At 72.4% G+C, this 26029-nt stretch carries 23 protein-coding genes; 7 read left to right on the forward strand and 16 right to left on the reverse strand.

Going from position 1 to position 26029, the window contains the following annotated elements; translation table 11 throughout:
- Nucleotides 1-480: 480 nt before the first annotated feature.
- Nucleotides 481-1752, reverse strand: a complete 1272-nt coding sequence (tyrS, locus tag KV557_RS21095) for a tyrosine--tRNA ligase (protein WP_218202702.1) — start codon at nt 1750-1752, stop codon at nt 481-483.
- Between the two features lie 316 nt (nt 1753-2068).
- Here tyrS and KV557_RS21100 point away from each other — a divergent pair, with 316 nt between their 5' ends.
- Nucleotides 2069-2590: an HNH endonuclease gene (locus tag KV557_RS21100; protein ID WP_218202515.1), complete on the forward strand. Its 522-nt coding sequence runs from the start codon at nt 2069-2071 to the stop codon at nt 2588-2590.
- 95 nt (nt 2591-2685) lie between these two features.
- On the opposite strand, the gene KV557_RS21105 is transcribed toward KV557_RS21100, so the two are convergent.
- From KV557_RS21105 to KV557_RS21130, 6 genes are all read right to left on the reverse strand, one after another.
- Nucleotides 2686-4575: an outer membrane protein assembly factor BamB family protein gene (locus KV557_RS21105; protein WP_218202517.1), complete on the reverse strand. Its 1890-nt coding sequence runs from the start codon at nt 4573-4575 to the stop codon at nt 2686-2688.
- Nucleotides 4576-4654: 79 nt separating this feature from the next.
- On the reverse strand, nt 4655-4960 hold the full coding sequence (locus KV557_RS21110) for a 4a-hydroxytetrahydrobiopterin dehydratase (protein ID WP_218202519.1): 306 nt from the start codon (nt 4958-4960) through the stop codon (nt 4655-4657).
- 77 nt (nt 4961-5037) lie between these two features.
- On the reverse strand, nt 5038-5796 hold the full coding sequence (locus tag KV557_RS21115; protein WP_218202522.1) for a sulfite exporter TauE/SafE family protein: 759 nt from the start codon (nt 5794-5796) through the stop codon (nt 5038-5040).
- A 229-nt stretch (nt 5797-6025) separates the two neighbouring features.
- Nucleotides 6026-7078, reverse strand: a complete 1053-nt coding sequence (locus KV557_RS21120; RefSeq protein ID WP_218202523.1) for an SPFH domain-containing protein — start codon at nt 7076-7078, stop codon at nt 6026-6028.
- 10 nt (nt 7079-7088) lie between these two features.
- Nucleotides 7089-7511: an NfeD family protein gene (locus KV557_RS21125; RefSeq protein ID WP_308129997.1), complete on the reverse strand. Its 423-nt coding sequence runs from the start codon at nt 7509-7511 to the stop codon at nt 7089-7091.
- A gap of 121 nt (nt 7512-7632) precedes the next feature.
- The gene (locus KV557_RS21130) at nt 7633-8424 is read right to left on the reverse strand and encodes an ABC transporter ATP-binding protein (protein ID WP_218202525.1); all 792 of its coding nucleotides are present in this window, start codon (nt 8422-8424) and stop codon (nt 7633-7635) included.
- 148 nt (nt 8425-8572) lie between these two features.
- Between KV557_RS21130 and KV557_RS21135 the strand changes: the two genes are divergently transcribed.
- The gene (locus KV557_RS21135) at nt 8573-9376 is read left to right on the forward strand and encodes a hypothetical protein (RefSeq protein WP_218202526.1); all 804 of its coding nucleotides are present in this window, start codon (nt 8573-8575) and stop codon (nt 9374-9376) included.
- 159 nt (nt 9377-9535) lie between these two features.
- On the opposite strand, the gene KV557_RS21140 is transcribed toward KV557_RS21135, so the two are convergent.
- The 4 genes from KV557_RS21140 to KV557_RS21155 all read right to left on the reverse strand — a co-directional run bounded on the left by KV557_RS21140 (nt 9536) and on the right by KV557_RS21155 (nt 15166).
- Nucleotides 9536-10372 (reverse strand): hypothetical protein, encoded by an 837-nt coding sequence (locus KV557_RS21140; RefSeq protein WP_218202527.1) that lies wholly within the window; start codon nt 10370-10372, stop codon nt 9536-9538.
- A gap of 192 nt (nt 10373-10564) precedes the next feature.
- Nucleotides 10565-11221: a response regulator gene (locus KV557_RS21145; protein WP_218202529.1), complete on the reverse strand. Its 657-nt coding sequence runs from the start codon at nt 11219-11221 to the stop codon at nt 10565-10567.
- Complete coding sequence (locus KV557_RS21150; RefSeq protein ID WP_256177741.1) at nt 11214-12311, reverse strand: GAF domain-containing sensor histidine kinase; 1098 nt, start codon at nt 12309-12311, stop codon at nt 11214-11216. The genes KV557_RS21145 and KV557_RS21150 overlap by 8 nt, the downstream gene beginning before the upstream one ends.
- Nucleotides 12312-12613: 302 nt before the next feature.
- The gene (locus tag KV557_RS21155; RefSeq protein WP_218202533.1) at nt 12614-15166 is read right to left on the reverse strand and encodes an FHA domain-containing protein; all 2553 of its coding nucleotides are present in this window, start codon (nt 15164-15166) and stop codon (nt 12614-12616) included.
- Between the two features lie 304 nt (nt 15167-15470).
- Here KV557_RS21155 and serB point away from each other — a divergent pair, with 304 nt between their 5' ends.
- Nucleotides 15471-16727, forward strand: coding sequence for a phosphoserine phosphatase SerB (serB, locus tag KV557_RS21160; RefSeq protein ID WP_218202536.1), 1257 nt, complete (start codon nt 15471-15473; stop codon nt 16725-16727).
- A gap of 72 nt (nt 16728-16799) precedes the next feature.
- Here the strand turns inward: serB and KV557_RS21165 are convergent, their stop codons facing one another.
- From KV557_RS21165 to KV557_RS21170, 3 genes are all read right to left on the reverse strand, one after another.
- On the reverse strand, nt 16800-17327 hold the full coding sequence (locus tag KV557_RS21165) for a SixA phosphatase family protein (RefSeq protein WP_218202538.1): 528 nt from the start codon (nt 17325-17327) through the stop codon (nt 16800-16802).
- A gap of 159 nt (nt 17328-17486) precedes the next feature.
- Nucleotides 17487-17609, reverse strand: a complete 123-nt coding sequence (locus KV557_RS42825) for an SGM_5486 family transporter-associated protein (RefSeq protein WP_256177730.1) — start codon at nt 17607-17609, stop codon at nt 17487-17489.
- Between the two features lie 89 nt (nt 17610-17698).
- Nucleotides 17699-19045, reverse strand: a complete 1347-nt coding sequence (locus KV557_RS21170; protein WP_374106657.1) for a CynX/NimT family MFS transporter — start codon at nt 19043-19045, stop codon at nt 17699-17701.
- Nucleotides 19046-19172: 127 nt separating this feature from the next.
- Between KV557_RS21170 and KV557_RS21175 the strand changes: the two genes are divergently transcribed.
- Nucleotides 19173-19847 (forward strand): FadR/GntR family transcriptional regulator, encoded by a 675-nt coding sequence (locus KV557_RS21175; RefSeq protein WP_218202541.1) that lies wholly within the window; start codon nt 19173-19175, stop codon nt 19845-19847.
- Between the two features lie 64 nt (nt 19848-19911).
- Here the strand turns inward: KV557_RS21175 and fabI are convergent, their stop codons facing one another.
- Both fabI and fabG read right to left on the reverse strand, forming a co-directional pair.
- Complete coding sequence (gene fabI / locus KV557_RS21180; RefSeq protein ID WP_218202544.1) at nt 19912-20679, reverse strand: enoyl-ACP reductase FabI; 768 nt, start codon at nt 20677-20679, stop codon at nt 19912-19914.
- A gap of 2 nt (nt 20680-20681) precedes the next feature.
- The gene (gene fabG, locus KV557_RS21185) at nt 20682-21401 is read right to left on the reverse strand and encodes a 3-oxoacyl-[acyl-carrier-protein] reductase (RefSeq protein WP_218202546.1); all 720 of its coding nucleotides are present in this window, start codon (nt 21399-21401) and stop codon (nt 20682-20684) included.
- 308 nt (nt 21402-21709) lie between these two features.
- Between fabG and KV557_RS21190 the strand changes: the two genes are divergently transcribed.
- The 3 genes from KV557_RS21190 to KV557_RS21200 all read left to right on the forward strand — a co-directional run bounded on the left by KV557_RS21190 (nt 21710) and on the right by KV557_RS21200 (nt 26021).
- A complete protein-coding gene (locus KV557_RS21190) occupies nt 21710-22855 on the forward strand; it encodes an MBL fold metallo-hydrolase (RefSeq protein ID WP_218202548.1) in 1146 nt (381 codons plus the stop codon).
- Nucleotides 22856-23022: 167 nt separating this feature from the next.
- Entirely contained in the window at nt 23023-24624 is a 1602-nt protein-coding gene (locus KV557_RS21195; protein ID WP_256177732.1) for a TldD/PmbA family protein, read from the forward strand.
- Nucleotides 24624-26021: a metallopeptidase TldD-related protein gene (locus KV557_RS21200; RefSeq protein WP_218202550.1), complete on the forward strand. Its 1398-nt coding sequence runs from the start codon at nt 24624-24626 to the stop codon at nt 26019-26021. Before KV557_RS21195 ends, KV557_RS21200 begins: the two co-directional genes overlap by 1 nt.
- The last annotated feature ends 8 nt before the right edge of the window (nt 26022-26029 follow it).

Raw genomic sequence — 26029 nt, forward strand, 5'->3', positions numbered from 1 at the left:
GGATGTCAACATATCTGGCGTTGACTTTTGGCACGCTGTTGAGTTCTCAAGGAACGGACACTTCCTTCGGACCGCCTTCCAGCGGGCCCTCCGGGCGCTTCGTTCTTTCGTGTTTCCAGCTTATCAGGTGTTTTCCGCTCCGTTTTCCGGAGTTTCATTCATCCGATTTCCCGAACTGGTCGGTATCGCTTTCCGCGACGGCCTCCACATTAGCGCATTCCGAGTGTTACCCGAAATTCACGCTCACCCTGTTGACGGGAACGCCAACCGACCCAACCGAATGGGCGCCGAGGTGAGAGTGGGACTTGCCGAGTGGGGTGGCCGCTTCAGCGACTCGTTCAACACTAGGCCACCTGCACGACATCGTCAAACGTCGAGGGCGGGATCCGGCTGGATCCCGCCCTCGGTCGTCAAGGCCGCAGCTCAGCGGCGTCGTGTTTCGGTCACACCCCAGTCAGGCCTTCGGTCGCACCGCTGCGATCACACCGCCGGCGCGACCAGCTCGGCCGCCGCCAGGTTGCGCTTGCCGCGGCGCAGCACGAGCCAGCGGCCGTGCAGCAGATCGGCCTCGGCCGGGACCGCCTCCTCGTCCGTCACCTTGACGTTGTTGAGGTAGGCACCGCCCTCCTTGATCGTCCGGCGGGCGGCCGAGCGGCTCGGCGCCAGGCCGACGGCGACCAACAGGTCGACCACGGGCTGGAGTTCGGCGACCTTGGCCTTCGGGACCTCGGCCAGCGCGGCGGCCAGGGTCGGGGCCTCCAGGTCGGCGAGGTCGCCCTGGCCGAACAGCGCCTTGGACGCGGCGACGGCGCGCTCGTACTGCTCGGCGCCGTGGACGAGGGTGGTGAGCTCTTCGGCGAGGGCGCGCTGCGCGAGACGGGCGGCGGGGCGCTCGGCGGTCTCGCGCTCCAGCTCCTCGATCTCCTCCTTCGAGCGGAAGCTGAAGATCCGCAGGAAGTTGGAGACGTCCCGGTCGTCCGCGTTCAGCCAGAACTGGTAGAAGGCGTACGGGGTGGTCAGCTCGGGGTCGAGCCAGACCGTGCCGGACTCGGTCTTGCCGAACTTGGTGCCGTCGGCCTTGACGATCAGCGGCGTGGCCAGCGCGTGCACGGACCTGCCGTCGGCCTTGCGGATCAGGTCCGTGCCGGCGGTGAGGTTGCCCCACTGGTCGCTGCCGCCGGTCTGCAGGGTGCAGCCGTAGCGGCGGTTCAGCTCCAGGTAGTCCATGCCCTGGAGGATCTGGTAGCTGAACTCGGTGTAGCTGATGCCCGCGTCGGAGTTGAGCCGCCGGGCGACGGCCTCCTTGGCGATCATGTTGTTGACGCGGAAGTACTTGCCCACGTCGCGCAGCAGGCTGATGGCGGACATCCCGGACGTCCAGTCCAGGTTGTTGACCATGCGCGCCGCGTAGGGGCCCTCGAAGTCGAGGAAGCGCGCGATCTGGCCCCGCAGGCGCTCGACCCAGCCGGCCACCGTCTCGGGGTCGTTGAGCACGCGCTCGGCGGTGGGCTTCGGGTCGCCGATCAGGCCCGTCGCGCCACCGACCAGGCCGAGCGGGAGGTTCCCCGCCTGCTGGATGCGGCGCATGGTGAGGATCTGCACCAGGTTGCCGAGGTGCAGGCTGGGGGCCGTCGGGTCGAAGCCGCAATAGAACGTGACCGGGCCGTCCGCGAACGCCTTGCGCAGTGCGTCCTCGTCGGTGGACAGGGCGATCAGCCCACGCCACCGCAGCTCGTCGACGATGTCCGTCACGGTCACGCTTCTCCTTCGATCGGGCGTCCGCCCGGTGCTGGCCCGGTTCGGTCGGGCCCCGGGTCGGTACGACTCCAGCCTGCTAGAGCCTACGCGGTCCCGGCCAGCGAGTTTTCCCCGAGGCAGCGCGCCAATCGGTCCCGGGCACCGGGTCGGCCCCGCCGCCACCTTCCCCCGGGCCCCTCGCCGACACCGGAAATTCCGTTGTTCGTCGGCCACGGGCCCATTCAGAGTGGTCCCACCGCCGTGCGGCGGCAGTGACGTGTGTGGAGACGGTCGTGCCGCCGTGGCACGCCCGCGGGAAGGGTGTGCCGAGGTGCGCAACACGCTGGTTCTGAACGCGAGCTACGAGCCCCTGACAACGGTGTCGCTCCAGCGCGCCGTCGTCCTGGTGCTCCAGGACAAGGCGGTGGTGGAGCAGGCACATCCGCTGCGCACGGTCCGCGGTACGGGCATCACCGTCCCGGTGCCCCGGGTGATCAGACTGCAACGGTACGTACGGGTACCGTTCCGACAACAGGCGCCGTGGTCGCGGCGGGGTGTCCTGGCCCGTGACCAGCACCTGTGCGCCTACTGCGGCCGGCGTGCCAGCACGGTGGACCACCTGCAGCCCAGGTCGCGCGGTGGTGAGGACAGCTGGCTGAACACGGTGGCCGCGTGCGCCGAGGACAACCAGCGCAAGGCGGACCGGACGCCGGAGCAGGCGGGGATGAAGCTGCTGCGCCGGCCGTTCGTGCCGACCCCGCAGGCGACGCTGATGATGGCGCTCGGCCTGCGCGACTCGGACGCCCGGGAGCTCGCCGACTGGCTGCCGGCCGTCGCCGTGCCGGCGGCCTGAGCACTGTGCCGGCGGCCTGAGCACTGTGCCCGCGGCCTGAGCACTGTGCCCGCGGCCTGAACACCCGAGCACCCGGACCCGGGGGCCGGCCCCGGCTAGCCCTTGGCCTGGTAGCCGGCCGCCGTGCCGAAGTTGGCCGAGTGCTCGGGTATCACGACGACCTTGCCGCCGCCGATCAGCACCCGGCCCGAGATCAGCAGCGAGCCGGTGCCCTGCGGGAAGTTGCCGCCGGTCGACTCCTGGCCGCCGGTCACCGCGAAGCGGCTGAGGTGGGCGGGCTGGTCGCGGCGTTCGTCGGCGGCGAGCACCAGGGAGCCGCCGTCGACGGCCACCGCCCGGACCACGCCCTTCTCGGCCGCCGGGGCCTTCCAGCGCTGCTTGCCGGTGTCGAGGTCGTAGCCGACCGCGGCCGCCGCCCCGGTGTTGTTCGGCGGAACCAGCGTGGTGACCATCGTCCGGTCCTGGAAGAAGACCCCGGGCGTGGCCGAAAACGTGCCATGGGCGACGTCCAGCCGGCCCCCGTCGACGGCCACCGGGATCTCGGCGGCCGGGTCGCCGCCCGCGCCCCATGCGAACACCCGGTCGTCGGCCGGCTTCTCGCCGGTGGTGAGAACGACGGCGGGCTCGGCGGAGAGCACCGTCACGGTCTTCGGACTGTTGTTCAGGCCGCGCCACCAGCCCACCTTGCCGTCCGCGGTGTTCAGCGCGACGGCCTGGTCGGCGGGGGTCGAGTCGGCGCAGGAGGAGGCGACCAGCACGGTCTTGCCGGTGACGCCGCCGGAGAGCGTGCAGAACTTGCCCTGCCCGGTGTACTGCCAGACGTCCTTGCCGTCGGCGGACTCCCAGGCGACCACCCGGTCGTCGCCGACGGCTATGACCTTGTCCTCGGTGACGCCGATCCGCGCGGTGTAGGCGCCCTTGGCGTCCGAGACGGTCTTGGTCCAGGCGGTCTTGCCCGTCTTGGTGTCCACGGCCGCGACCAGCGTGCACGGGCTCTTCGGGTCGGCCTGCGGCCGGAACAGCGCCGCGCCCAGGCCGGACGGGTTCACGCCCTGCGACAGGCCGCAGGGAACGGCCCCGGCGGCCGGCGGCTCGACCGACCAGAGGGGCTTGCCCGCCGCCAGGTCGTACGCACGCACGCCGGTGGCGTCGGCCCGGACCACCGCGTCGGCCAGCAGCCAGCTGCCGACCAGCGTGTCGTCGGCCCCCGGCTGTCCGGCCGCGGCGGGCTGCGCCGACCACGCCTTGGTGTGGGCGACGGTGAAGCCGGGCTCGCCGCCCCCGCCACCTGAGGTGGACGCGCTGCCGTTGCCCTCGGCGCCCACCGTCAGAGCGGCCGCGACCAGCACGCCCAGCGCGGCGACCCCGGCCCCGGTGCGCACCAGGAGCGCGCGCCGGCTGGGCACGTGCTCGCCGGATATCACAGTGTCGGCGGCGGCCCGGGCCTTCTCCGTGAGCGACGAACCGCCCTTGCCCTCACCGGCACCCCGGCGGGCGGCGGCGCGGGACGGCGCGGCGGGCTCGGGGGCGGCGGGCGTCTCCGGCTCCTGCGGTTCGGCGGGCTCGGTTTCGGCGGGCTCGATGTGCACGAAGCCGTCGGCCGAGTACTCCGCACCCGCCGGGACGTACAGGCTGTCCCCCGCGGGCTGCTGCGGGACGGCGTACGGCGCGTACTGCTGCTGCCCGTAGTCGGTGTACTGGTAGGAGGGCTGCTCGTACTGCCCCTCGGCGTAACCGCCCTGCACGTACGCGGTCTGGCCGTACTGACCGTACTCGGCGGTCTGCGGGTACTCGCCGGTCTGCCCGTACACGGCCTGCCCGTAGCCGGCGGTCGCCTGCCAGTGCTCCTGCTCCACGTGCGGCTGCTGAATCGAGTGCTGCGACGTCACGTGCTGCTGCTCGTGGTACCCGCCCTGCCAGTCCTGCTGCTGCACCTGGGGGTACCACGGCTGCTGATGGGCGTCTCCGAAGGGCTCCTGCGCCATCCGTTTCCGTCCCTCCCGAGCCGCCTGCAGTGGGGAGTCAGCATCTCACGCCCACCGGAGCGCCTCGCTCCGGCCTCCGTCAGCCCGCGGACTCGGCGCGCAGGGCCTCGTCGATCCGGGCGGCCAGGGTGAAGTCCAGGCCGGTCAGCCCGCCGGCGCTGTGGGTGGAGAGGACGAAGCGGAGGGTGCGCCAGCGGATGTCGATGTCGGGGTGGTGGTCCAGGGCCTCGGCCTGTTCGGCGACCGCGTCGACCACCCGGATCGCGGCCGGGAAGTCCGGGGCGTCGGCCGTGCGGGCGATGCTGTCGCCCTCCCGGGACCATTGCGGCAGTCCGGCCAGGGCCGCCGTGATCTCGTCCTCGCTCAGCCGTGCTCTGCTGCTCATCGAAGCGCTCCCGTGCCTGGTCGGAACAATGGTCGGATCGGAGTGCACTTCGACGAACATACGCCCGTGACGGGCGTTCAGCTCATCAGCAGCTTGGTCACGGCGACCAGCCCGACCACCACGATGACCCCGCGCAGCGCGGCCGGCGGGAGGCGGCGGCCGACCTTGGCGCCGAGCAGACCGCCGACCAGCGAGCCCACCGCGATCAGCCCGGCGGCCGTCCAGTTCACCGTCGAGGTGAACAGGAAGAAGAGCGCGGCGACGCCGTTGACGATCATGGCGAGTGCGTTCTTCACCCCGTTGATCCGCTGCAGGTCCTCCTGGAGCAGCATGCCCATCAGCGCCATCAGCAGGACGCCCTGCGCGGCGCCGAAGTAGCCGCCGTAAATGCCGGTGAGGAAGACGCCGCCGAGCAGCACCAGGCTGCCGTCCGGGTCCCCGCCGGGGCGGCGGCGGGCGGCGACGGCCTTGGCCACCCGGGGCTGGATCACCACGAGGACGAGGGCCAGCAGGATCAGCACCGGGACGATCGCGTCGAAGGCGCCGCTCGGCAGCGTGATCAGCAGCAGCGCGCCGACCAGCCCGCCGAACAGTGCGGCGGTGCCCAGGCGGAGCAGGCGGCGGCCCTGGCCGACCAGCTCGCGGCGGTAGCCGATCACGCCGCTGAGCGAGCCGGGCACCAGGCCGAAGGTGTTGGACACGTTGGCGGTGACCGGCGGGATGCCGACGGCGAGCAGGACGGGGAAGGTGATCAGGGTGCCGGAGCCGACGATCACATTGATCATCCCGGCACCGACGCCCGCCACCAGGACGGCAATCGCCTCCCAGAGCGTCATGGCTCACTTCTCCTCACGGTCCTGTCGGTCCTGCCCGAAGGATCATGCCGGACGGTCCGCCGATCGGACCAGCCCCGACCACGATGCGGAACACGCCCACCATGCGGAACACGCCCGGCACCGCGGAACGAACCCGGCACCGCGGAACACACCCGGCACCAACGCCGAGGGCCCGCCCCGCACCTCTCGGTACGACGGCGGGCCCTGGCGCGCGGCACGGCTCAGCCGGTCACTCCGGGTCGATCTTGCGGTACTCGCGGGCCGGGTCCACCCGGGGACGGGCGGAGCCCTTGTCGATGTCCACCGGGCGCGGTCCGGCCGCCGGGTCGAGCGGCACCTGGGTGGCGGCCGGAGCCGCCGCCGGGACGCTCGGGGCCGCCACGGCGCCGCCGTTGACCCCGCCGCCGTTGCCGGTCAGGCCGGTGAACGCGCCACCGAGGCCCTTGAGCGCGTCGCCGACCTCGCTCGGGATGATCCACAGCTTGTTGGAGTCGCCCTTGGCCAGCTCGGGCAGGGTCTGCAGGTACTGGTAGGCGAGCAGCTTCTGGTCGGCGTCGCCGTCGTGGATCGCCTCGAAGACCGTCCGGATCGCCGCCGCCTCACCGTCGGCGCGCAGCACCGCGGCCTGCGCCTCACCCTCGGCCCGGAGCACGTCGGCCTGCTTCTCACCCTCGGCCTTCAGGATCTGCGCCTGGCGCTGACCCTCGGCGGTGAGGATCGCCGCGCGCTTGTCACGGTCGGCGCGCATCTGCTTCTCCATCGAGTCCTGGATGGAGGTCGGCGGCTCGATCGCCTTCAGCTCGACGCGGTTGACCCGGATGCCCCACTTGCCGGTGGCCTCGTCCAGGACGCCGCGCAGGCCGGCGTTGATGACCTCGCGCGAGGTCAGGGTCGACTCCAGGTCCATCGAGCCGATGATGTTGCGCAGCGTGGTGACGGTCAGCTGCTCGATCGCCTGGATGTAGCTCGCGACCTCGTAGGTGGCCGCCCGGGGGTCGGTGACCTGGTAGTAGATGACCGTGTCGATGTTGACGACCAGGTTGTCCTGGGTGATCACCGGCTGGGGCGGGAACGGGACGACCTGCTCGCGCAGGTCGATCCGGTTGCGGACCCGGTCGATGAACGGGACGACGATGTTCAGGCCTGCGTTGAGCGTCCGGGTGTAGCGGCCGAAGCGCTCCACGATCGCGGCGCTGGCCTGCGGGATGACCTGGATCGTCTTGATCAGCGCGATGAAGGCCACCACGACCAGGACGACCAAAACGATAAGGACGGGTTCCACGGACTCTCCCCTAGACGACCAGGGCGGTCGCGCCCTGGATTTCGACGACGTCGACCTGCTGCCCCGGTTGGTACACGGTGTCCGGGTGGAGCGCGCGGGCCGACCAGATCTCGCCGTTCAGCTTGATCCGTCCGCCCTCCCCGTCGACGGTTTCCGCGACGACCGCGGTGGCGCCCTGGAGCGCCTCGATGCCCATCTTGATCTGCGGGCCCTTCTTGATCTGCCGATAGGCGATCGGGCGGACGACGACCAGCAGGGCGACCGAGACCACGACGAAGGTCAGCGTCTGCCACACCACCCCCGAGCCCAGACCGGCCACCCCGGCCGCGGCCAGTGCACCGACCGCGAACATGGCGAACTCCGGCATCGCGGTGAGTACCAGCGGTATGCCGAGCCCGACGGCGGCCAGGAGCCACCACAACCAGCTGTCCACGAATCCATCCTAGGGAGCGAAGGGCCTTCGTGGCGGACAGTTCCCGCAGGTCGAGGGGCGGAAACCGGTCGCGCGTGCGACCGGTTCCGGCAGACGCGTGCTGCGACTGTCGAACGGGGGGTCAGCCCAGCGGCAGGCCCTGCGCCGACCAGCGGTCCCCGTGGCGCTCCAGGGTCAGCGGCAGCCCGAAGCACTTCGACAGGTTGCGGGCGGTCAGCTCGGTGTCGATCGGGCCGGCGGTGAGCACCTTGCCCTGACGGATCATCAGGACGTGGGTGAAACCGGGGGCGATCTCCTCGACGTGGTGGGTGACCATCGCCATCGCCGGCGCGAACTCGTCCTGGGCCAGCGCGCCGAGGCGGCGGACCAGGTCCTCGCGGCCGCCGAGGTCCAGACCGGCGGCGGGCTCGTCGAGCAGGAGCAGCTCCGGGTCGGTCATCAGCGCGCGGGCGATCAGGGTGCGCTTGCGCTCGCCCTCGGACAGGGTGCCGAACTTGCGGTCGGTGAGGCCGGCCATGCCGAGGCGGTCCAGCAGCGCGAGCGCACGGGACTCGTCCGACTGCTCGTAGGTCTCCTGCCAGCTGACCGTCATGCCGTAGGCGGCGGTCAGCACGGTCTGCAGCACCGTCTGCTCGGCCGGCAGCTTGTCGAACATCGCGGCACCGGCCAGGCCGATCCGGGAGCGCAGCTCGAAGACGTCGATCTCGCCCAGCTTCTCGCCGAGCACCGACACCTTGCCCGAGGTCGGGAAGAGGTACGAGGAGGCGATCTGCAGCAGGGTGGTCTTCCCGGCGCCGTTCGGGCCCAGGATGACCCAGCGCTCACCCTCGGAGATGGACCACGAGACCTGGTCGACCAGCGCGCGCCCCTCCCGGACCACGGATACGTCCACCAGCTCCAGCACGTCGCTCATGCCTACGCCTTCCCCAATACAAGAATCTCGACCGTCGATGCGGGCGGCGAGCCTACTCCGGCAGCCGGTGGGCACGGGGTGGGTGCGCCGCACGCGCATGGGCAAACCTACGCCACGCGGATGACCGCCGATTCCGTAGGCTGGCTGGATGCTCGCGACTCCTGCCGACAATCCGTACGAAGAGCCCCGTTCGGGGCGGCTGGCCGCCTGGGGCAACGCTCTGCTCGCCGGACTGGTCCCGCCCGACAACGCCGCCGCGGCCGTCCTGGGCGACGACGAGAGCCACCGGGTGACCGGCCTGCCCGGGGACGCGCCCGGCGAGCAGCACGGGCTCACCTGGGCCCTGGGGCGGCTGCGGGTGCTCGGCGTGCAGGGCCTTCGGCTGGCCCTGCCCTCCGCCGGACACCCCCTCGGGCTGACCGGCCCGGCGGCGTTCAACGACCGCGCGATGGGCGCGGGCGAGGCCGTCCTCGCGGTGGGCGTGCCACTCGGGCTGGTGCCGGAGGTCGACGTGTTCGGCCCGGCCGGGGACCAGTCGGCCACCGTGCTGTGGCGCTGCTCGACGGTCAACGACGCACCGCCGGCGGACGTGCCGTCGCTGCACGAGGCCGAGCGCGAGCTCGCCGACGGGCTGCGCGAGGCGACCGTGCTGCTGGCCCGCCTCGACGTGGCCGGCGCCGGACCCGAAGCCCTGCGCGCCCTGGACGCCTACCGCCGCCGCGGCCACGCCGAACTGCTCGCCCCCGGCTACCCACCCCGCGCCGTCCGCGTCCTGGAGTCCGCCCGCCAGGTGTCCGTCCTCCTGACGATCGCCTCCGAGAGTCACGGCGCCGCCGTCAGCGCCTCGGAGATGGCCGCCCGCCGGTCCGTCCTGGCCCCGCTGTGGCGCACCGCCCGCCGCGCGCAGGTGGCGGCGTACAACGCCCTCGTCGACGAACGCGAATCCCACTGACGCGCGCCTCCACTACGGGCCGGACGGTCACACCGATCGTCCGGCCCGTGGCGGAGACCACCCGGCCACTCGTGTGCCACGGGCCGACCGACCTACGGGCCGACGACGGGCGCGAGCCCGGCGCCCGATGAGCTCAGGCGCCCCGCCGCTCGGCCGGCCCTATCGCCACGGATCGGCAGCAGCCACCGCCATCACCTCCGCCCGCGCGTACCGGCCGTCCACTCCGCGCGTCAGGCCGCCCTTCTCCGTGACGGCCTGCAGGCGCCGGGCCGACCAGCCCAGTTCCTCGGCCGCCTCCTCCGCCGACAGACTCTCCGCCAGCCGCTGCCGCAGCGCCTCGGCGGCGGCCTCCGCCTCGGCCTCGCCCCGGCGCAGGCGGTCGGTGACGACCTCCTCGACCGCGGCGTCCGGCATCGCCGCCAGGCTCTCCCGGCTGTAGGTGGGGTGGCCCCGGAACTCGCCGGAGGCCTGGAGTATGCCCGCCTCCGCGAGCCGGCGGACGTCCTCGGCGGTCACCGGCAGGCCGGTGGCGTGGCCGATGACGAGGGCCGCCTTGCCCGCCCCCACCCGGGGGACGGCGCCCAGCGCGGCGATGATCTCGGCGGCGCGGGCCCGCAACTCGGCCTCCAGGGCGGCCGACCAGGCCCGGCCTTCGGTGTCCGGCTCGGGGATCAGGCCGCGGTCCCGCGCCTCGTCGAACTGCCGGCGCACCAGCCCGAGCCGGCGGCGCAGCACCTCGAGGCCGTAGGCCTCCCGCTCCCGGGCCGTATCCTGCGCCAGCTTCGCGGCCCGCTCCGCCGCGTCCGCTGCCAGGGCGGCGCCGATCTCCTCGCGGCGTTCCACCAGCGGCTCCACCACCGCCCGGGACCACCGCCGCTCCTCGACGTCCGGCGGCGGCACCAGGCCGAGGTGCTTGGCCCGCTCGAACAGGCGGTACGTCAACTCCAACTCGTTGGCGAGCACGACAGGCCCGTACTCACTGCGCGGTGCGTTCATGCGGTCCTCCCCCAAGATCGATGTCGGCGCTCAGCCTGGCACACCCCCCTGACGTCCCGTCACCCCGATTCGGCCGATCCCCTGCCGAACGGCACACGCCCTGACGCCGTCTGACGCCCACCCGCCCCCAACCCGCCCCAAACACCTGCCGTTCGACACAGCGCCCCGCCCGCCCCACACGCCCTCAGCGCACTACGCCTCCCGGGCCTCACCGTGCCGGACCGCCCAGAGGGCGGCCTGGGTGCGGTCGGCGAGGTCGAGCTTCATCAGGATGTTCGACACGTGCGTCTTCACCGTCTTCTCCGACAGGTGCAGGCTCCGCGCGATCTCCCGGTTCGAGCGGCCGTCCGCGATGTGCCCCAGCACCTCGCGCTCGCGCTCGGTGAGGGTGCCGCCGCGGCCCTGCGGGGCGCGGGGACCGTCGTCGGAGAGGAGGGCCTCGGCGAGTTCGGGCTGGAGCAGGACGTGCCCGGCGTGGACCGAGCGGATGGCGCCGGCCAGGGCCTCCGGGTCCACGTCCTTGTACACGTACCCGGCGGCGCCGGCCCGCAGGGCGGGGACCATCGTGCGGTGCTCGGTGAAGCTGGTGACGATCAGGATCCGGGCCCGGCTGCCCTCTCCCTTGAGGGTGCGCAGCGCCTCGATGCCGTCGACGCCGGGCATCTTGAGGTCCATCAGGACGACGTCGGGGTCGAGCTCCCGGGCGCGGTCGACGCCCTCCGCCCCGTCGGCGGCCTCGCCGACCACCTCGATGTCGTCCTGCACCTCCAGGAACGTTCGCAGGCCGCGCCGGACGACCTGGTGGTCGTCGACGAGCAGGACGCGGATCGGTGGTGTGCTGTCAGGCACCGGGGACCTCCATCTCGACGAGCGTCCCCCGGCCGGGGGCGGATTCCAGGGTGAGGGTGCCGCCGACGGCGGCCGCGCGGTCGCGCATCGAGGCGAGGCCGAGGTGCCGCCCGGCCCGGCGGACGGACTCCGGTTCGAAGCCGCGCCCGTCGTCCCGCACCCGCAGGACGGCCCCGCGCGCGGGCGTCTCGAGGAGGGTGACGGTGACGCGGCGGGCGCCGGAGTGGCGCAGCGCGTTGTGCAGCGCCTCCTGGGCGACCCGCAGCAACGCGGCCTCCTGGGCGGGCGGGAGCGCACGGACGCTGTCGGCGGCGAAGGCGACGTCGGCGGTGTGGGCCCGGTCGAGGACCTGGACCTGGGAGGCGAGGGTGGCGCTGAGCCCGTCCTCCTCCAGGGCGGCGGGCCGCAGTTCGATGACGACGGCGCGCAGCTCGTCGGCGGCCTCCGCGGCGAGCCGGGCGACCTCGGCGAGCTCGGCGCGGGCCCGGGCCGGGTCGCGTTCGACGAGTGTGGCGGCGGCCTTGGCGGTGAGCCGCAGCGAGAAGAGCTTCTGCGAGACGGCGTCGTGCAGGTCGTGGGCGATCCGGGCGCGTTCGCCGGCGAGGGTGAGCTCGCGGCTGCGCTCGTAGAGGCGGGCGTTGGAGAGGGCGAGGGCGGCGTGCGCGGCGAGTATCCGCAGCAGTTCCTCGTCGTGGTCGGTGAAGAGACCGCCGCCGCGCTTGTTGGCGAGGAAGATGACGCCCAGCACCTGCGGTTCGTCCTCGGCGGCGTCGGTGTCGAGGATGGGCATGCCGAGGAAGGCGTCCATCTCGGGGTGGGCGGACGGCCAGCCCTCGAACGCGGGGGCCTTGCGGACGTCGGCGAGCCGGGTCGGGCCGGTCTCGTGCAGCATCTTGGCGAGGACGCCGTGCTGGCGGGGCAGCGGGCCGATGGCCTTCCACTGCTCGTCGGTGACGCCGTCGACGACGAACTGGGCGAAGCCGCCGTGGTCGTCGGGGACGCCGAGCGCCGCGTACTCGGCGCCGAGGAGGTCCCGGGCGGAGGCGGTGATCCGGCGCAGCACCTCGCGGACCTCCAGGTGCCGGCTCATCGCGAGCAGCGCCTGGCTGACCGCCTCGATGCCGGCCAGGCAGGGCTCGCAGGCCGGCACCGGGCCGTTGTGGAGACGGCCGACCGGTATCCGGCCGTCGATAGGGGAACCGGCCGGTGGCCGGTGGTCACTGGGCGCGCTGGGCATATCGCCAACCTACCGCCGCACCACCCGCCCCCGCGTCCGTCCGCAGCCGCGCGGGACGCAGGTCCGGGGACCTAGGTCCCCGGGCCCGGCCGACAACGCCGAAGGGCGGCTCTCCCGCACGGGAGAGCCGCCCCTGGGACGGACGGTCGAGGGCCTCAGCCCTTCTGCATGACCTCCGGCTCGTGCCGGCGCTGGAGCCGCGTCACGATGACGCCGATGATGATCGCCATCACGATCAGCGCCCCCGCGTTGATCGACCACTGGGCGACGCTGTGCTTCCACAGCGGGTCGTAGTTCGGGTGCTGGAAGTCCTTGTTCCAGGGGCCCAAGAGGTGCGACAGGTCGAGCGTGGTGGCCACCATGCCGGTGCCCCAGCGGGCGGGCATCAGCCAGGCGAGCTGCTCCAGGCCGGGCTTGCTGAAGATCTGGAAGAGGCAGCCGGTGAAGACGACCTGGACGATCGCGAACATGACCAGCAGCGGCATGGTCTTCTCGGTGGTCTTGACCAGCGCGGAGATCATCAGGCCGAACATCATCGCGGCGAAGCTCAGCAGGATCATGCCGATGGTCATCTCGATGACCGGCAGGTTCTTCACCAGCAGGCCGCCGTGCTCGGGGAGCTTGCGCGGCAGGAAGCCGACGGCGGAGATGACCGCGCCCTGGATCACGCTGAAGAAGCCCAGCACGATGACCTTGGACATCATGTACGCCGAGCGGGAGAGGCCGGTGGCCCGTTCTCGCTCGTAGATCGCCCGTTCCTTGATCAACTCGCGGACGGAGTTGGCCGCGCCGGAGAAGCAGGCGCCGATCGCCATGAGCATGATGATCGTCGCGGCCCCGGTGTTGAGCCCCAGTTGCGACTTGGGGTTCGGTGCGAGCCCTGGTTCGTTCGGCACCAGGACGCTCACCGCGCCGATGACGGCGGGCAGGAGCACCGACAGCGCCAGGAAGCCCTTGTCGGAGGCGATGACGGACAGGTAGCGGCGGATCAGCGTCCACAGCTGCGAGCCCCAGCTCTGCGGCTTCGGCGGCTTGATCGCCTCCTGCGCGACCTGGGCGTGCTGCACGTCGCCGCCCTCCACGGCGGCGGCGGAGTACTGCTGGTAGTGCACCGAGCCGCGGTAGCGGCCGGCCCAGTCGTGGTCCGGGTAGTTCTCGAAGGCCTGGAAGACGTCCGCCCAGGTCTCGTACCCGAAGAAGTGCAGCGCCTCGTCCGGCGGGCCGAAGTAGGCCACCGAGCCGCCCGGCGCCATCACCAGCAGCCGGTCGCAGATCGCGAGTTCGGCCACCGAGTGGGTGACGACCAGGATGGTGCGGCCGTCGTCGGCGAGGCCGCGCAGCATCTGCATGACCTCGCGGTCCATGCCCGGGTCGAGGCCCGAGGTGGGCTCGTCGAGGAAGATCAGCGACGGCTTGGTGAGCAGTTCCAGGGCGACCGAGACGCGCTTCTGCTGACCGCCGGAGAGGGCGGTGATGCGGTTCTCGGCGCGCTTGTCGAGGCGCAGCTCGTACAGCACCTCGTCGATCCGGGCCTCGCGCTCGCGGGCCTCGGTGTCGCCGGGGAAGCGCAGCCGGGCCGCGTACTTGAGGCCGGTGCGGACGGTGAGTTCCTTGTGAAGGATCTCGGACTGCGGCACCAGGCCGATGCGCGAGCGGAGTTCGGCGAACTGCTTGTAGAGGTTGCGGCCGTCGTAGAGGACCTCGCCGCGGTCGGCCGGACGGTAGCCGGTGAGGGCGCGCAGCAGGGTCGACTTGCCGGAGCCGGACGGGCCGATGACGGCGACCAGGGACTTCTCCGGCACGCTGAAGCTGACGTCGTTGAGCAGGACCTTCTTGGCGCCCTTGTGCTCGACCTCGACGGTCAGGTGGCGGGCGGAGAAGGAGACCGCGCCGGTGTCGACGAACTCCTGCAGCTGGTCGCCGACCAGGGTGAACGTGGAGTGGCCGACCACCAGCCGGTCCTGCGCGCCCATCAGCTGACGCTGGACCCGCTGGCCGTTGAGGAAGATGCCGTTGTGGCTGCCGAGGTCGACGATCTCCCAGCGGCCGTCCGGCAGCTGGCGCAGCTCGGCGTGGTGGCGGGAGACCTGGAGGTCCGAGACGACGATGTCGTTGTCGAGCGCACGGCCGATGCGCAGCGTGCGCGTCATCTCGGCCAGGCTGCGGATCATCGTCGGCTGCGGGGGCGGCGTGAAGCCCTGCTGCTGCGGGAAGTTCGGCTGCGGCGCGAAGTCCTGCGGGTAGCCGCCCTGTTGCTGCGGGATGCCCGGCTGGCCGGCCCAGCTCTGCTGCTGCGACTGGTGCTGGAACGGATCCCAGCCCTGCTGCAGGTCCGGCGGCGGCCCCGGGGTAGCGCTGCGGCTGGTGGCGGCCTCGTGCCAGGCAGGCGCCTGCGCCTGCGGGGCGGCGGCCTGGACGGGCGCGGAGAAGCCGAGCCTGGGGCCGTTCTCCGCGTTGCCGAGGTTGACGACGGCGCCCGGGAACAGCTGGGCCTGCTGGGTGCGGGCACCGGCGACGTAGGTGCCGTTGGTGCTCCCGTGGTCGTCCAGCTGCCAGCCGGTCCCGTTGAAGGACATGGTCCCGTGGTGCCAGGAGACCCGCGCGTCCTCGAACGGGAAGTCCGACTGCGGGTTGCGCCCGATGGTGTAGGACCGCCCCGGCTCCAGAGTCCGCTGCTGTCCGTTGATCTCAATGACGAGTTGCGGCACTGCTCGCCTGCCCCGCTCTCTCGGTCCCCCGATTGTGGCCCCCAGCCGGGGGTTCCTGAAACTGACGGGGGGAATCATTCCAGCCCGCCGACCGCTGACGAAAGTCGCCCCTGGGGACTGTGACCAGGCGGCAACGATTCGCCGACACCCCCGTGGCCCGGGGTTCGCCGCACCGCCACGCCACCTCCCCCTCACCTGCACGTCGACGGGTTCTCGCACACACCGTCGGGGCACCCTCCGCCCGCGTCCGCGGGGTGGACGGGTGCCGTGCGGCCGCCGCCCGACGGGTAGCGTGGGAGGCACCATGAACGCATCGCCCTTGGCCGCTGAGCCTCTTCCCGCCTCGCAGCCCCGGACCGAGGACGAGCGCACCCTGCTCGTCAAGGTGTTCGGCAAGGACCGCCCCGGCATCACCGCCGGCCTCTTCGCCACCCTGGCCGGCTTCGGCGTCGACGTGATCGACATCGAGCAGGTCGTGACCCGGGGCCGGATCACGCTGTGCGCCCTGGTCACCCCGCCCACCGCGCCCGGCGCCGAAGGCGGGCTGCGGTCCACCGTGCACCGCTGGGCGGAGGAGCAGAAGCTCCAGGCCGAGATCATCTCCGGCATCGGCGACAACCGGCCGCGCCGCGAGGGCCGTTCGCACGTCACCGTGCTGGGCCACCCGCTGACCGCCGCCGCGGTCTCCGCGCTGACCTCCCGGATCACCGCCGCGGGCGGCAACATCGACCGCGTGTTCCGGCTCGCCAAGTACCCGGTGACGGCGGTCGAGCTGGCCGTCTCGGGTGTGGCCACCGAGGAGCTGCGGGCCGAGCTGGCCCAGGAGGCGGCCACCCAGCGGGTGGACGTCGCGGTGGTGGCGGCCGGGCTGGAGCGCCGGGCCAAGCGCCTGGTGGTGATGGACGTGGACTCCACGCTCATCCAGGACGAGGTGATCGAGCTGTTCGCGGCCCACGCGGGCTGCGAGGAGAAGGTCGCCGAGGTGACGGCGGCCGCGATGCGCGGCGAGCTGGACTTCGCCGAGTCGCTGCGCGCCCGGGTGGCGCTGCTGGCCGGCCTGGACGCCTCGGTGACCGAGAAGGTGCGCGCGGAGGTCCGCTTCACGCCGGGGGCGCGCACCCTGATCCGTACGCTGCAGCGGCTGGGTTTCCAGGTGGCGGTGGTGTCGGGCGGGTTCACCCAGGTCACCGACCACCTGGTGGAGCAGCTGGGGCTGGACTTCGCGGCGGCGAACACCCTGGAGGTGGTGGACGGCAAGTTCACCGGCCGGGTGGTCGGCGAGATCGTGGACCGTGCGGGCAAGGCCCGCTGGCTGGCCCGGTTCGCCGAGCAGGCCAAGGTGCCGCTGGAGCAGACGGTGGCGATCGGCGACGGCGCCAACGACCTGGACATGCTGAACGCGGCCGGGCTCGGGGTGGCGTTCAACGCCAAGCCGGTGGTGCGCGAGGCCGCCGACACCGCGGTGAACGTGCCGTTCCTGGACACCGTGCTGTACCTGCTGGGCATCACCCGCGAGGAGGTCGAGGCGGCGGACGTCCTGGACGGCAGCACGACCGAATAGGGTCGACCGAGAGCCTGCGGACGTACGTGACGGGCGCACGGACCTGGTCCGCGCGCCCCTCGCGTGCAGGCGTCAGTCCTGGGGCGTGTGGTACGAGACCAGCTCGGCCACGCCCGGCTCGAGGTTCTTCCAGGAGCCGTCGAAAGTGAGCACCGCGACCGCCGCGGTCGGGAAGCCGCCCAGCCGCAACCGGTCCAGCGCGTCCGCGTCGCCCGCGTCCCCGGCCAGCACCTGGGTCAGGCCCAGCACGCCGGGGTTGTGCCCGACCAGCACGACGTCCGGGTACTCCTCCGGGGTCTCCTGAAGGACCGCGATGATCTCGCCGGGGCTGGCCTCGTAGATCCGGTCCTCGTACACGGTCTTCCCGGGCCGCTTGGGCAGCTCGTGCACGGCCAGCTTCCAGGTCTCCCGGGCGCGCAGGGCGGTGGAGCAGAGCACGAAGTCGGGATTGATGCCGGAATCGGCAAGCCAGCGGCCGGCGCCCGGGGCCTGGTGGCGGCCCCGGTCGGCCAGCGGCCGCTCGTGGTCGTCGACGCCGTTCGGCCAGTCGGCCTTGGCGTGACGGAGAACGATGATCCTGCGGGGCGTGTCGGCGCTCATATCCAGCAAGCTTGGCAGAAAAGCCGCTCGGCGGCGCGATGCTCCCGGCTGCCGCCACTCCCAGGGGTGGCGGGTGTCATCACGCGCCGTTCACCCGGGCTTCGCCCGGTGGACAGCGGCAGTCGGAAAGCGGCAGTCGGAAGGAGCAGCGGGACCGGGTCAGCCCATGGAGGCGGCGATGGTGGCGATGATCGCCACCAGCACCACGATGCCGGCAACCGCCAGGGCGATCTGGCCGAGCTGCTTGCGGCCGTTGGTCGGGTTCGGTTCGAGAACGGGCATGTCCGGGATTCTCCCATCCCGGACATACCCGCCGGCCATCGACCCCTCGCGCTTGGTCAGTCCTTGACCTTCTCCGAGGTGGCCTTCTCCTACGCGCCCTTCTCCGGCGCGACCTTCTCCGGCCCGGCCTTCGCCGCCGGGTGCACCGCCTCGTCCTCGATGTGCCGGGCCATCGCGGCCCGCAGGCCGAACAGCATCTGCGGCACCAGCAGCAACGCCAGGAAGCCCAGAGGCCAGTACCACTCGCCCGTCACCTGGTAGATCCGGCCGATCAGGATCGGCCCGGGGATGGAGATCAGGTAGCCGACGCCCTGGGCGAAGGCGGACAGCTGCGCCACCCCGCCCGCGGTCCGGGCGCGCAGCCCGATCATCGTCAGCACCAGCGGGAAGGCGCAGTTGGAGAGGCCGACCAGGGCGGCCCAGACCCACGGCAGCGCGGCCGGGGCGAGCGCGAGGCCGGCGTACCCGGCGATGCCGCAGGAGGCCAGCACGACGACGAACAGCCGCTGGTCGCCGCGCCGGGCGGCCAGGTTGGGCAGCACGAAGGAGACCGGCACGCCGATCACCATGGTCACCGCGAGCAGCACCCCCGAGGTGCCCTTGTCGATACCGGAGTCCTGGAAGATCTTCGGCAGCCAGCCCATCACCACGTACGCGCCGGTGGCCTGGAGGCCGAAGAAGCAGGCCATTGCCCAGGCCGTTCGGCTGCGGGTGATCGGCAGCCGGTCGGCGGCGGGGCCGCCGGCCCGGTCGCCGCGCTCGCGCCTGAGCAGCGCGACCACCAGCCAGAACACCAGCGCCACCGCGCCGAGCACGGCCCAGATGCCCAGGCCGTAGCGCCAGTCGCCGCCGAGCGCGCTGGTCAGCGGCACGGTGATGGCGGCGGCCAGGGCGGTGCCGGCCGACAGGGACATGGAGTACAGGCCGATCATCGGACCGACCCGGGACGGGAAGTAGCGCTTGATCACCACCGGGATCAGCACGTTGGAAACCGCCACCCCGGCCAGCGCGAGCGCGGTGAGCAGCAGGAACACCGCGGTGCCGCCGGCGAAGGAGCGGGCCAGCACGCCCGCGGTGATCGCGCCCATCCCGGCGGTGATCACCGCGATCGGGCCGATCCGCCGGGCCATCGCGGGCGCGGCGAAGCCGAACAGGCCGAAGCACAGCGAGGGGACGGCGGTGAGCAGCCCGGCCAGCGTCGGGTTCATCCCGAGGCCGGCGCGGACCTGGTCGAGCAGCGGCCCGAGGCTGGTGACGACAGGGCGCAGGTTGAAGGCAGCGGCGGCGATCGCGGTGGCGAACAGCCAGACGCCGTACTTGCCGGACAGGCCGGCCGTACCGGGGGTGGCGGGGGTGACGGAGGGCCGCTCGGTCTGCGGCCGTGCCTCGGTTCGTGGGGAGGCGGTGGTGTCTGCTGCGGGAAGCATAGGCACCATCATAGAATGATGGGATGAATTGACGCACCTCGGAATTGACATGATGTGCCGACCGTTCATCCACCGGCCACATTCGTCCCAGAGCCGCCGTCCCCCGACCGCCGACCCGTAGCCGCAAGGAGTCCCCGTGGCGCTGTCCTCGCCGAGGCGCACCCCGCTGTCCGACCAGGTGATCGCGCAGCTGCGCGCCCAGATCACCTCCGGCGAGTGGCCGGTCGGCTCGCGCATCCCGACCGAGGCCGCACTGGTCGACCAGCTCGGCGTCGCCCGCAACACCGTCCGCGAGGCCGTCCGCGCCCTCGCCCACAACGGGCTGCTCGACATCCGCCAGGGCTCCGGCACCTACGTCCTCGCCACCAGCGAGCTGGCCGGCGTGATGCACCGCCGCTTCGCCGACGCCGACCAGGCCCAGGTGGCCGAGCTGCGGGCGGCCCTCGAGACCTCCGCCGCAGGGCTGGCCGCCGTCCGCCGCACCCCGCGCGACCTGGAGCTGCTGGACGCCGCGCTGGCCCGCCGCGAGGCCGCCTGGCACTCCGGCGACGCCGAGGACTTCATCCAGGCCGACGCCGCCTTCCACCAGGTCGTGGTCGCCTCCGCGCACAACGACGTGCTCGCCGCCGTCTACGCCGACCTCGGCGAGGTGACCCGCGCCCACCTGCGGCACGACGTCGGCCCCGAGCTGATCGCCGAGCGCTACGTCGGCCACGACACGATCCTCGACGCCATCCGGGCCGGCGACGCCCAGCGCGCCTCCGTCGAGGCCGGCCGCGCGATCGGCACCTGCACCCCCGCGGAGGCGTAAGCCCCGGAAAACGCCGCTGCCCGGCACCCCCACGAAGGGGATGCCGGGCAGCGGCGTCGGCGGCTCAGGCGCCGATGGCGTGCAGACCGCCGTCGACGTGGATGATCTCGCCGGTCGTCTTCGGGAACCAGTCCGACAGCAGCGCGACGACGCCGCGGCCGGTCGGCTCCGGGTCGCTCAGGTCCCACTTCAGCGGGGAGCGGTGGTTCCAGGTGTCGGCGAGGTCGCCGAAGCCCGGGATCGACTTGGCGGCCATCGAGCCGAGCGGGCCCGCCGAGATCAGGTTGCAGCGGATGTCCCGCTCGCCCAGGTAGCGGGCCAGGTAGCGGTTGGTCGACTCCAGGGCGGCCTTGGCCGGGCCCATCCAGTCGTACTGCGGCCAGGCGAACTGCGCGTCGAAGGTCAGGCCGACCACCGAGCCGCCGTCCTGCATCAGCGGCAGCAGCGCCATGGTCAGCGACTTCAGCGAGTACGCCGAGACGTGCATGGCGGTGGCCACGGACTCCCACGGGGTGTCCAGGAAGTTGCCACCCAGGGCGTCCTGCGGGGCGAAGCCGATCGAGTGGACGATGCCGTCCAGGGTCGGCAGGTGCTCGCGGACCTGGTCGGCGATGCCCGCGAGGTCCTCCGGGCTGGAGACGTCCAGCGACAGGACCTTGACCGGCTTCGGCAGCTTCTTGGCGATCCGCTCGGTCAGGGTCGGGCGCGGGAACGCGGTGAGGATGATCTCCGCGCCCTGCTCCTGCGCGAGCTTGGCGGTGTGGAAGGCGATGGAGGACTCCATCAGCACACCGGTGATCAGGATCCGCTTGCCCTCAAGGATTCCACTCATGATCAGTGACCCATGCCCAATCCGCCGTCGACGGGAATGACGGCTCCGGTGATGTACGCGGCCTCGTCCGAACCGAGGAACCGCACGGTGGACGCAACCTCGGCGGGCGCCGCGTAGCGGCCCAGCGGCACGCCCGAGACGATCTCCGCGCGGCGCTCGTCGCTGAGCACGGCGGTCATGTCGGTGTCGACGAAGCCGGGGGCGACCACGTTGACGGTGATGTTGCGCGGGCCGAGCTCGCGCGCCAGCGACCGGGCGAAGCCGACCAGGCCGGCCTTGGAGGCGGCGTAGTTGGCCTGGCCCGGCGAGCCGGTGAGGCCGACCACGGACGAGATCAGGACCACGCGGCCCTTGCGCGCGCGCATCATCAGCTTGCAGGCGCGCTTCACGACCCGGAAGGTGCCGGTCAGGTTGGTGTCCAGGACGGAGGTGAAGTCCTCCTCGGACATGCGCAGCAGCAGGGTGTCGTTGGTGATGCCCGCGTTGGCGACCAGCACCTCGACCCCGCCGTGCTTCGCCTCGATCTCGGTGAAGGCGGCGTCCACCTGCGCGGTGTCGGTGATGTCGCAGCGCACCGCGAGGACGTCGTACTTCGCCAGCGCCTCGGGCACCTCGCCCGAGCGGCTGGTGATGGCGACCTTGTCGCCCGCCTCGGCGAAGGCCAGGGCGATCGCGAGGCCGATGCCCCGGTTTCCTCCGGTGACGAGAACCGAGCGGCTCAACGATCCACCTCTCTCCGTAGGGGTGCGCGTACGACTGGATGCGCACGCAGTGTGACGGTATCGGTCGGTCGGCGGTGTCGACGAATCGGTCTCCCACAGCGCCTCACCGAAGGAACTGTCGCAATCCGACAATCAGTGCCCCGACCTGCCAGGTCACGGCGCCCGGAGTCGCGGGCGGGGCCCGGACGGGAACACCCGGGCCGCTACGGCCGTTTGCCCCCGTGGTGCGGACCGTGCCGGGGCCGGCCGTACCCTCTACCCCGGAACTTCCCCGAAGACCGTCCCGACGAGGAACGAAGGCAGAGCGCATGACCAAGGCACGGCCCGGGAGCACCCACCGACGCGGACGACTGCTGGCCCTGACCGCCCTGGCTGCCGCCGCGGGCGCCGCCGCCTGGTCGCTGCGCGACCTGCCGGCCGCGTTCGGTCGGCGGCCGGACGGCGAGCGCGAGGAGCGGGTGCGCAACTCGCCGCAGTACCGCGACGGCGTCTTCCACAACGCGCCCTCCACCCTGGCCCGGTCGACGTCCGCCCCCGACATCGACCGCGACACCGTGCGCCGGATGCTGTTCCAGCGCGACGGCCGCGTCCCCGCGCACCCGGTGCCGACCGTCCGGCCGGAGAGCGGCCCGTACCCGGCCACCGAGGGCGTCGAGATCACCTGGTACGGGCACGCCTCCGCACTCGTGGAGATCGAGGGCTCCCGGGTCCTGCTCGACCCGATGTGGAGCGACCGCTGCTCCCCCGCCGCGCACATCGGCCCCAAGCGGCTGCACCCGGTGCCGGTGGAGCTGGAGGAGCTGCCGCAGGTCGACGCGGTGCTGATCTCGCACGACCACTACGACCACCTCGACATGGCGACGGTCAAGCGCCTGGTCCGCACCCAGTCCGCGCCGTTCGCGGTGCCGCTCGGCATCGGCGGCCACCTGCGCCGCTGGGGCGTGCCGGAGCACCGGATCATCGAGCTGGACTGGGACGAGACCTGCACCCTCGGCGAGCTGGTGCTCACCCTCACCTCCGCCCACCACTTCTCCGGCCGCGGCCTGACCCGCAACACCACCCTGTGGGGCTCCTGGGTGATCGCCGGCCCCACCCGCAAGGTCTTCTACACCGGCGACTCCGGCTACTTCGAGGGCTACGCCCGGATCGGCGAGCAGCACGGCCCGTTCGACGCCGCCCTGGTCCAGATCGGCGCCTACGACGCGGCCTGGGCGGACATCCACATGACCCCCGAGGACGCCGTCCTCGCCCACAAGGACCTGAACGCCGGCCTGCTGGTGCCCGTGCACTGGTGCACCTTCAACCTCGGCCTGCACCCGTGGGCCGAGCCGGTCGAGCGGCTGCTCGCCGAGGCCAAGATGCAGGCCGTCCCGCTCGCGGTGCCGCGCCCCGGCGAGCGGGTCGACGTCGACAACCCGCCGGAGCTGAGCGGCTGGTGGGAGACCGTCGGCTGACGGACCCGCCGACCGACGGCGCGTCGGCCAGTGCGCGCGGCGCGTCGGCCGGACCCGCGGCGCACCAAGCGAAATGCGCTGGCCGAAAGTGCGTGGACGGGCAATGATGCGGTGCGGGCGCCCCTGTGCGGCGCCGCACCGTCACCCTCCGCGACCAGGGAGCTCGCTTGCCTCCGATCCCTCCGGCCGACAGCGCCGGCGCCGCGCCCGTCCGCGCCGTCGACCCGCTGTTCCTCGCCTTCCCGCTGCGCGCCCTCGCCGACGCCGCACTCACCCGGGCCCGTGAACTCGGCGTCACCCATGCCGACTTCCGCCTGGAGCGGGTCCGTAGCGCCGCCTGGCGGCTGCGCGACGCCCGCCCGGCCGGCACCTCCGACAGCGTGCAGCTCGGCTTCGCCGTCCGGGTCCTGCTGGACGGCGCCTGGGGCTTCGCCGCCGGGGTGGACCTGACCACCGACGCGGCGGCCCGGGTCGCCGAGCAGGCCGTCGCGGTGGCCCGCCTGTCCGGCGGGATCAGCCGGGCCGCCGGGTCCACCGAGCGGGTCGAGCTGGCGGACGAGCCGGTGTACCGGGACGCCACCTGGGTCTCCTCGTACGAGGTCAACCCGTTCGACGTGCCGGACGCCGAGAAGACGGCGCTGCTCGCCGACTGGAGTTCGCGGCTGCTGTCCGCCGAGGGCGTCTCGCACGTCCAGGCGAGCCTGCTGACCGTCCAGGAGAACAAGTTCTACGCGGACACCGCGGGCACCGTCACCACCCAGCAGCGCATCCGGCTGCACCCGTCGCTGGAGGCCACCTCGGTGGACGAGCGCACGGGCGCCTTCGACTCCATGCGCACCCTGGCCCCGCCGGTCGGGCGCGGGTTCGAATATCTCTCGGGGGTCCGGGGGTCGTCCCCCGATGGACAGAGCCTGCGGGGAGCGGGCTGGGACTGGGACGCCGAACTCGCCGAACTGCCCGTCCTGCTGGCCGAGAAGATGAAGGCGCCGAGCGTCCAGGCGGGCCGCTACGACCTGGTCATCGACCCGTCCAACCTCTGGCTCACGATCCACGAGTCGATCGGCCACGCCACCGAGCTGGACCGCGCGCTCGGCTACGAGGCCGCCTACGCCGGCACCTCCTTCGCCACCTTCGACAAGCTCGGCTCGCTCAGTTACGGCTCCGGGCTGATGCACGTCACCGGCGACCGCACCGCCGAGCACGGCCTGTCGACCATCGGCTACGACGACGAGGGCGTCGCCACCCAGTCCTGGGACCTGGTCAAGGACGGCATCCTGACCGGCTACCAGCTCGACCGAGGCATGGCCAGGCTGAAGGGCTTCGACCGTTCCAACGGCTGCGCCTTCGCGGACTCCCCCGCGCACGTCCCGGTGCAGCGCATGGCCAACGTCTCGCTCCAGCCCGCCGCCGGCGGCCCCGACACCGAGGGCCTGTTCGCCGGGGTGGAGAACGGCCTGTACATCGTCGGCGACCGCTCCTGGTCGATCGATATGCAGCGCTACAACTTCCAGTTCACCGGCCAGCGCGCCTACGCCATCAAGAACGGCCAACTCGCCGGCCAGGTCAAGGACTTCGCCTACCAGGCGACCACCACCGACTTCTGGGGCTCGATGGCGGCGGTCGGCGGCCCGCAGACCTACGTCCTCGGCGGCGCCTTCAACTGCGGCAAGGCGCAGCCCGGTCAGGTCGCGGCGGTCAGCCACGGCTGCCCGTCGGCGCTGTTCCGCAACGTCAACGTGCTCAACACCCAGCAGGAGGCGGGTCACTGATGACCGCGATGCAGCCCCACGAACTCGTCGAGCTGGCGCTCGGCCTCTCCCGCGCCGACGGCTGCGTGGTGATCGCCGACGAGGAGTCCACCGCCAACCTGCGCTGGGCAGGCAACGCCCTGACCACCAACGGCGTCACCCGCGGCCGCCGCCTCACCGTGATCGCCACCGTGGCCGGTGCCGAGGGCACCGCCTCCGGCGTGGTCTCCCGCGAGGCCGTCGCACCGGACGAGGTGGAGGGTCTGGTCCGGGCGGCCGAGGACGCCGCCCGCGCGGCCGGCCCGGCCGAGGACGCCCAGCCCCTGGTGGCCGACCAGCCGTCCTCCCCGCACTTCACCCAGCCGCCGGCCGAGACGTCCATCGAGGTGTTCGACGCCTTCGGCCCGGCTCTCGGCGAGGCCTTCGCCCGCGCCGCCGCGCAGGGCGAGCTGCTGTACGGCTTCGCCCGGCACGAGGTCACCACGAGCTACCTGGGCACCTCCACCGGCCTGCGGCTGCGCCACGACCAGCCGACCGGCATGGTCGAGATCAACGCCAAGACCACCGACCTGTCCGGCTCGGCCTGGGTCGGCGCCGCCACCCAGGACTTCTCCGACGTGGACGTCACCGCCCTGCACGCCGAGCTGACCAAGCGCCTCGGCTGGGGCGCCCGCAAGGTGGACCTGCCGGCCGGCCGGTACGAGACGCTGCTGCCGCCCTCCGCCGTCGCCGACCTGATGGTCTACCTGCACTGGTCCTCCGGCGGCCGGGACGCCCACGAGGGCCGTACCGTCTTCTCCAAGCCGGGCGGCGGCACCCGCGTCGGCGACAAGCTCGGCGGCCTGCCGCTGACGCTGCGCGCCGACCCGCGCGAACCCGGCCTGGAGGCCGCGCCGTTCGTCCTCGCGCACTCCACCGGCGGGGACGTCTCGGTCTTCGACAACGGCCTGCCGATCACCGCCACCGAGTGGATCCGCGAGGGCGTGCTGACCGACCTGATCACCAGCCGCCACGCGGCCGGCCTCACCGGCCTGCCGCTGCGCCCGTCCGTCGACAACCTGGTGCTGGAGACGGCCGACCAGGAGTCCGCGCCGAGCCTGGACGAGATGATCGCCCGCACCGAGCGCGGCCTGCTGCTCACCTGCCTCTGGTACATCCGCGAGGTGGACCCGGCGACGCTGCTGCTCACCGGCCTCACCCGGGACGGCGTCTACCTGGTCGAGAACGGCGAAGTGGTCGGCGCGGTGAACAACTTCCGGTTCAACGAGTCCCCGGTCGACCTGCTCGGCCGGATCACCGAGGCGGGCCGCACCGAGCGCTGCCTGCCCCGCGAGTGGAGCGACTACTTCACCCGCACCGCGATGCCACCCGTGCGTGTCGCGGACTTCAACATGAGTTCGGTCAGCCAGGCCTCATAGCCACTGAC

Source organism: Kitasatospora aureofaciens, from assembly GCF_019192735.1.
Taxonomy (GTDB): Bacteria; Actinomycetota; Actinomycetes; order Streptomycetales; family Streptomycetaceae; genus Kitasatospora; species Kitasatospora aureofaciens_A.